The sequence below is a fragment of the Microcystis sp. M079S1 genome, from assembly GCF_020246425.1.
Lineage (GTDB): Bacteria > Cyanobacteriota > Cyanobacteriia > Cyanobacteriales > Microcystaceae > Microcystis > Microcystis aeruginosa.
Window position 1 is genome coordinate 1 of the sequence record NZ_JADBSZ010000124.1, and the last position, 5,849, is coordinate 5,849.

6 protein-coding genes and 1 pseudogene are annotated in these 5,849 nt (G+C 41.0%); 2 read left to right on the forward strand and 5 right to left on the reverse strand.

The genetic code is table 11. The annotated features are described in order from the left end of the window. Positions 1–606: 606 nt before the first annotated feature. A pseudogene (locus tag IM456_RS23520) lies at positions 607–1,191 on the reverse strand (helix-turn-helix domain-containing protein); the annotation flags it as partial. A 291-nt stretch (positions 1,192–1,482) separates the two neighbouring features. Here IM456_RS23520 and IM456_RS08165 point away from each other — a divergent pair. Further along, on the forward strand, positions 1,483–2,379 hold the full coding sequence (locus IM456_RS08165) for a polyphosphate kinase 2 family protein (RefSeq protein WP_147068871.1): 897 nt from the start codon (positions 1,483–1,485) through the stop codon (positions 2,377–2,379). A gap of 81 nt (positions 2,380–2,460) precedes the next feature. Continuing rightward, positions 2,461–4,170, forward strand: a complete 1,710-nt coding sequence (gene ureC / locus IM456_RS08170; RefSeq protein WP_150975872.1) for an urease subunit alpha — start codon at positions 2,461–2,463, stop codon at positions 4,168–4,170. 56 nt (positions 4,171–4,226) lie between these two features. On the opposite strand, the gene IM456_RS08175 is transcribed toward ureC, so the two are convergent. The 4 genes from IM456_RS08175 to IM456_RS08190 form a co-directional block, all read right to left on the reverse strand. After that, positions 4,227–4,562: an LPP leucine zipper domain-containing protein gene (locus IM456_RS08175; RefSeq protein WP_002737579.1), complete on the reverse strand. Its 336-nt coding sequence runs from the start codon at positions 4,560–4,562 to the stop codon at positions 4,227–4,229. Positions 4,563–4,632: 70 nt separating this feature from the next. Further along, complete coding sequence (locus tag IM456_RS08180) at positions 4,633–4,875, reverse strand: CHAT domain-containing protein (protein WP_287692621.1); 243 nt, start codon at positions 4,873–4,875, stop codon at positions 4,633–4,635. A 71-nt stretch (positions 4,876–4,946) separates the two neighbouring features. After that, on the reverse strand, positions 4,947–5,102 hold the full coding sequence (locus IM456_RS08185; protein WP_190356495.1) for a DNA-binding protein: 156 nt from the start codon (positions 5,100–5,102) through the stop codon (positions 4,947–4,949). Further along, positions 5,099–5,299, reverse strand: a complete 201-nt coding sequence (locus IM456_RS08190) for a toxin-antitoxin system TumE family protein (protein WP_012268268.1) — start codon at positions 5,297–5,299, stop codon at positions 5,099–5,101. The genes IM456_RS08185 and IM456_RS08190 overlap by 4 nt, the downstream gene beginning before the upstream one ends. Positions 5,300–5,849 lie beyond the last annotated feature (550 nt).

Consider the following 5,849-nt stretch of genomic DNA (forward strand, 5'->3'; position numbering starts at 1 on the left):
GACACTCCGCACTTCAAAATGTAGTATAAAGTAGCATAAACTCATTCAAGAAAAAATAAGTAAAAATACTCAGAGAATTAGTCCCAAAAAAGTGAGACAATCAAAAAGCTCAAAAATCTATTAAAGGTACAAAAATTGTCTCCTATCTCAGAGGTAAAAATTAAAAACCTAGATCACTTAGGAATAGTAGCCGGGCTAATTGTTGATAACAATTGAGTAATATGCTTATAGGAGAGTCACTACTCCTCGAATTGTTGTGACTTAGTTTAACTCTTTGAGCCGAAAAAACATTTGGTATTTTATGATTTCTCCTCAACATCTGATTGGTTGAGTATTTTTTTGATTATTCTGATTTTTTTTCTTTGAAAAGACCTGTAGTTTTTTATACTTCAAAGTGAAGTGCGGAATATGGGTAATTGGGATTTTAAAGTATGATAAGTAGTCGTGCAAAATTAATTTCTTAGTCGAGACAGGAGACAGGAGACGGGAGACAGCTATCAGGGATCAGATTTGAGTTTTTAGTTCACTGTTTACTGATCACAGCAAAAAGCTGACGGAATAGCGGCTGACGGCTTAGATGTGTAATTAATTTTGCTTAGGTACTTAACCTCTTTTACCTGAAAAAAAAATCTTTCTGTTTCTTTTGGGGGCGTTCAATGGGAGTTTCCGTTACATCCATTACCGTTACGACCGGTATCTCTTCTTGATTGAGTAAAGCTTTTTTTCCTTTTAAACGGAATTTTCCCGATTGTAAAAGCATTTTTTACGTCTTATTTAGAATCCGACATATAGTTGATTATGATAGTTGACCGCTTGTAAGTACCTAAGCAAAATTAATTACACATTTCGATCAAGCTTTTGCCTTTTGCCTCTTGCCTTTTGCCTATCCTAACCAAGAAATTAATTTTGCACGACTACTTAGCAATGTGAAAATATGTTCTATATTCTCGCCAATATTCTAACGTTACTAAAACTTGTTCTTCTATAGATAGTTTAGGTTTAGTCCCCCTTTTAGATGGCCTCAGCCGTGAGACTTCGGCGTGAGACTTCGGCGTGAGATCAGTCGAACGCTCAGTCGAACGGTGAATTAGAGTCTGCTTCAACACTTTTTACTGCTTCTACCATCTTTCTATATGTTTGTTGATGCACACCGAAACTAAGATCACATTTTATTCTTTTTTCGACTTCCATCTAAAAATCAAAAAAAAAGCAAAGCCATCCATTATACCATAAAAAAATCATGTAAGAGGTCTATTCTATTCTCCTACTGATAACTGATAACTGATAACTGATAACTGATAGACCGTTGACAGCTTAGATGTGTAATTAATTTTGCGTAGGGACTGATAGCTATTTAAATGTACTTGTTTCTAGGTCATTTCTCCCACTTCATCTTTGGCTCGCTGGTTCAAGGTTTAGATATTTTCTCAGCAAAAGTGCTACAATGTAATCTTAGGGGTCAAAACAATCAAGGAGAAGAGCATGGTCAGCAAAATTGATCGCCAAGCATTTTTACAATCCTTAATAGTGCCACCGGGTAAAGAAATTTCTCTGCACAAAGATTACGATCCCGGGTTTAAGCCAGACTACATTACCAAAGAAGATGCCACGCTGCTGCTGCAACAGGGGATCGAAAAAATGGCCGAGTTTCAAGATAAACTCTATGCCCAGGATACCTATGCTCTGTTAATTAATCTGCAAGCCATGGATGCGGCGGGTAAAGATGGTACGATCAGACACGTTATGTCGGGCTTAAATCCCCAAGGCTGTCAGGTATTTAGCTTTAAAGTTCCCTCGGCCGAAGAACTAGATCACGATTATCTCTGGCGATATTATAAAGCCTTACCGGAGCGGGGTCGTATCGGTATTTTTAATCGTTCTTACTACGAAGAATTATTAGTCGTGCGCGTCCATCAAAATTTATTGGAACGGCAAAAACTCCCCCCGGAAGACAGAACCAAGAAAGTTTGGCATCGACGTTTTGAGGAGATTAATAATTTTGAAAAATATCTGGTTAACAATGGGGTTATTGTCCTGAAATTCTTTCTCAATGTTTCTAAAGAAGAACAGAAAAAAAGATTTTTGGAAAGAATTGATCGCCCCGAAAAAAACTGGAAGTTTTCCGAAAATGATGTCAAAGAAAGGGCTTTTTGGGGTGATTACATGAAAGCCTACGAGGAGGTATTCAATCATACCAGTACCGAGTGGGCCCCCTGGTATATTATCCCAGCTGATCGCAAATGGTTTACTCGTTTAGCTGTGGGGGCGGTTATTTATCACACCCTGGAATCCCTTGGTTTAAAATATCCCACCGTTACCGAAGAACATCACCAAGCTTTACTGAAAGCCAAAGAAATCCTCGAAAACGAGCCAGATTAAAAATGGAAGAAAATCCCGAAAAAGCGATAATTGCCGGAAAATCGATCGTATAATCAATGTCGATTTTCAAGAATTCCCCCTATGAATTATCGCATCGATCGCCGCACCTATGCTGAAACCTACGGCCCCACCGTCGGAGATAAAGTTCGCCTCGCAGACACGGAATTATTTATCGAAGTCGAAAAAGATTTCACCAGCTACGGCGATGAGGTAAAATTCGGCGGCGGTAAAGTAATTCGCGATGGGATGGGCCAATCCCCCATTTCTAGGGAAGATGGGGCGGTGGATTTAGTAATTACTAATGCCTTAATTCTCGACTGGTGGGGCATCGTTAAAGCCGATGTGGGCATTAAAGACGGCAAAATTTATAAAATCGGTAAAGCGGGTAATCCCCACATTCAAGATAATGTCGATATTATCATCGGACCTGCTACCGAGGCATTAGCCGGGGAAGGGATGATTTTGACGGCAGGCGGGATTGATGCCCATATTCATTTTATCTGTCCCCAACAAATTGAGACAGCGATTGCGTCGGGGATTACCACGATGATTGGTGGCGGGACCGGACCTGCGACGGGAACTAATGCCACCACCTGCACCCCGGGAGAATGGAACATCTATCGAATGCTAGAGGCGGCCGAAGCTTTCCCGATGAATTTGGGTTTTTTGGGTAAAGGCAATAGCAGTCAGCCGGAAGGACTAGCGGAACAGGTAAAAGCGGGGGTAATTGGCTTAAAACTCCATGAAGATTGGGGAACCACTCCGGCAGCCATTGATACCTGTTTAAGCGTGGCCGATAAGTACGATGTGCAGGTGGCGATTCATACGGATACTCTCAATGAGGCCGGTTTTGTTGAGGCCACTATCGCCGCTTTTAAAAATCGCGTCATTCACACCTACCACACGGAAGGGGCCGGCGGTGGTCATGCTCCCGATATTATCAGGGTTTGCGGGGAAATGAACGTTTTACCCTCCTCTACTAATCCCACGCGTCCCTATACGACGAATACCTTAGAGGAACACCTCGATATGTTGATGGTTTGTCATCATCTAGACCGGAGTATTCCCGAAGATGTGGCCTTTGCTGAATCCCGCATCCGCCGCGAAACTATTGCCGCCGAGGATATTCTCCACGATTTAGGGGCTTTTAGCATCATTTCCTCCGATTCTCAAGCGATGGGACGGGTGGGGGAAGTAATTATCCGCACTTGGCAAACTGCCCACAAAATGCGGGTACAACGAGGCAGACTGACCGGGGAAACGGGAGAGAATGATAATCTGCGGGCAAGACGATATATTGCTAAATATACGATTAATCCTGCTATTACCCATGGTATATCCGATTATGTCGGTTCCATCGAGGTGGGCAAATTAGCCGATTTGGTTCTCTGGAAACCGGCATTTTTTGGCGTAAAACCGGAAATTGTCCTGAAAGGCGGTTTAATCGCCTGGGCGCAAATGGGCGATGCTAATGCCAGTATTCCCACACCCCAACCGGTTTATATGCGTCCCATGTTTGCCTCTTTTGGTGGTGCGATCGCCAAAACTTCCTTGACATTTGTTTCTAAATATGCTATGAAAGCGGGCATTCCTGAGAAGTTAAAGCTGAAAAAAACCGCCGTAGCCGTGTCCAATACGCGCAATATCAGTAAGGCTAGTATGAAGCTTAATGACGCTTTACCGCGCATGGAAGTTAATCCCGAAACCTACGAAGTGCGTGCTGACGGCGAATTATTAATCTGTGAACCGGCTACGGTTTTACCCATGGCCCAGCGCTATTTCTTATTTTGAATTCGATTTCAGAAAACGGGTTTTTTGAAAAAATCCGTTTTCTTTTTGAATCACAGTTAAGGATTAGTAGGAAAATTTGGGAAAAATAACTTAACCAATCCTGCCATTAGTGCAGTAACAATAGCAACAAAGATGGTTCGATTAGTAAATTCCAAGTTATCTAGTCGTTTATTCACGCCTGTTAATTCTCCTTTAATATTTGCTATGTCAACTCTTAAGTTATTCACTTCTTCAGATAGCTTGTCTATTTTGCTATTAAGTTGTTCAGATAATCTGTCTATTTTGCCATTAAGTTGTTCAGATGACTTGTCTATTTTGTCATTAACTTCTTTGAATTGTCCTACAATAAAGTCTTTTAATTCTTTGAGGTCGTTTTCTGTAAATGTTGCCATTGTGTGACTCTCCTAGTAATTGTTTGTGATACCAATAATCTTACCACTAAGTTTAACTCCTAACCCTTAATCAGTCAAATTGCATCGAAGTTGCATCACCAGAAGGAATAAAACTGGCCCAATAAAAAGGATGTTTTTGCTTCTCACCCTTGAGCATTCCTAGTTGAATTTGTCGTAAAGCTTCACTGCGTCCTTCTCCTTTTTGTAAGCGTCCATAATAGGCGACCATTAAATCTTTAGTCGCATCATCAGATACTTTCCAAAGGCTAATTAATTGGCTTTCTGCTCCAGCAATAACTAAAGCGCGGCGCAATCCATAAATCCCTTCACCTACGCTTCTAGTTTGGCGATTTTTTGATGATAATTAATGCTTTATACTGTATATTAATTATCAAATTTAGCCAAGATTTTCAATCCTTCTTCTGGGTTGCCATTAGCTGCCATTTCCTTAAATCTAGTATAGGCATTAAATTCGGCTAAAGTGTTGGTGGAAAGATATTCAATCAGTTTATTGATACTGATTCCTTTTAGTTCATTCATAGAAAACTCCTGATTCTGGCGGTAATTTCCTGAAGAACTTCTAAGAGCGTTGGAGCAGCGGACGAGATTACATTTTCTTCACTGCTGTCATGTTTGTGATGGGGATAGGTTGGGAGGTTCAGCTTTTTATGATGTGGAGTATTATCATAACGGAAAATTAAGGTATTCATGGTATTCATATACTGGTAAGCGTACATATTACGATTAATAAAACTGAATTATCAATGAATTTAATTTCGGCTCGAATAAATCCTTCATAAGTATCGCGCTTTTCACAATCTAGCGTAAAAAATTTTATTACTGAACAGGTTGCGATAATTGTTTGAATCTGTTGAAAATAATCTTCAATTAACAAATTCAATTCCTCTGAGTCTTTCTGCTTTTTCCTGTAGGCATTGTAGCATTCGCAATTCGCCAATCCATTCGTCAAGTTCCAGGGTTTCCTGAAATTCGTCGTTTTCGTAGCGATGCAGAAATTCTGCTGTGGACAGTTGATATTTGTCCTCAAATTCTCGCAGTCGTTGTTCGGTACGCTGGATACCCGCTTCAGTGGAACGTAGGGCTTCAGCGATTGCGCCTTCGATTAGAGGTTTGAGGGAGCCGGAGTGTTGACATCCTCGCCGCCCTAAAAGTGCGGCGATTCCTAAACCTCACGATTTAAGTTTCTGCTTCCACCACCGTCGCATACCACAGTTAAAAAACCATGTACTGTCTTACACAGAGTCCACAGACTTTCGCCCCATTTCA